Raw genomic sequence first — 429 nt, forward strand, 5'->3', positions numbered from 1 at the left:
TCGTCTTCACTGCGTGCGGCCCACCTGGCGATGAACGGGCCGATGCTGTCCCAGTGCGCGTAGCGGCGCGCTGAGAGGGTCTTGCCGACGCCGGCGGGCCCGAAGCAGACGCCGATGGTGTTCTGCTTCCGGACCGCGTCGGCAAACTCTGCGAACCGGCGGTGCTCCTTGGTGACGATGAACTGGCTCGTCATGACCGGTCCTCCTCGTAGGTCTTCAGTCGCGGCCGATCCGTCTCGACGGCTGCCGGTGTGGTGGTGTCGTCGAGTTTGGGATTGACGATCGCGATGCGTTCGTGGATCTGCCCGCGTAAAGCCCGGCGGTGAGCGTTCCTGGCGGCTTGGATCTGCTTGAGGCTGATCGTCTCGGTCTGGTGCTCGGTGCTGATCGCGGTGCAGAGGAACACGTCGCGGTGGAAGACGCGGATCT

General features: G+C 65.3%; 2 pseudogenes. Both read right to left on the reverse strand.

The annotated features are described in order from the left end of the window. Positions 1–194 (reverse strand): annotated as a pseudogene (locus tag AC0VX0_RS12425) (AAA family ATPase); the annotation flags it as partial. Then, positions 191–429 (reverse strand): annotated as a pseudogene (locus tag AC0VX0_RS12430) (Mu transposase C-terminal domain-containing protein); the annotation flags it as partial. The pseudogenes AC0VX0_RS12425 and AC0VX0_RS12430, both read right to left, overlap by 4 nt.

Source organism: Micrococcus sp. iso_26, from assembly GCF_056172975.1.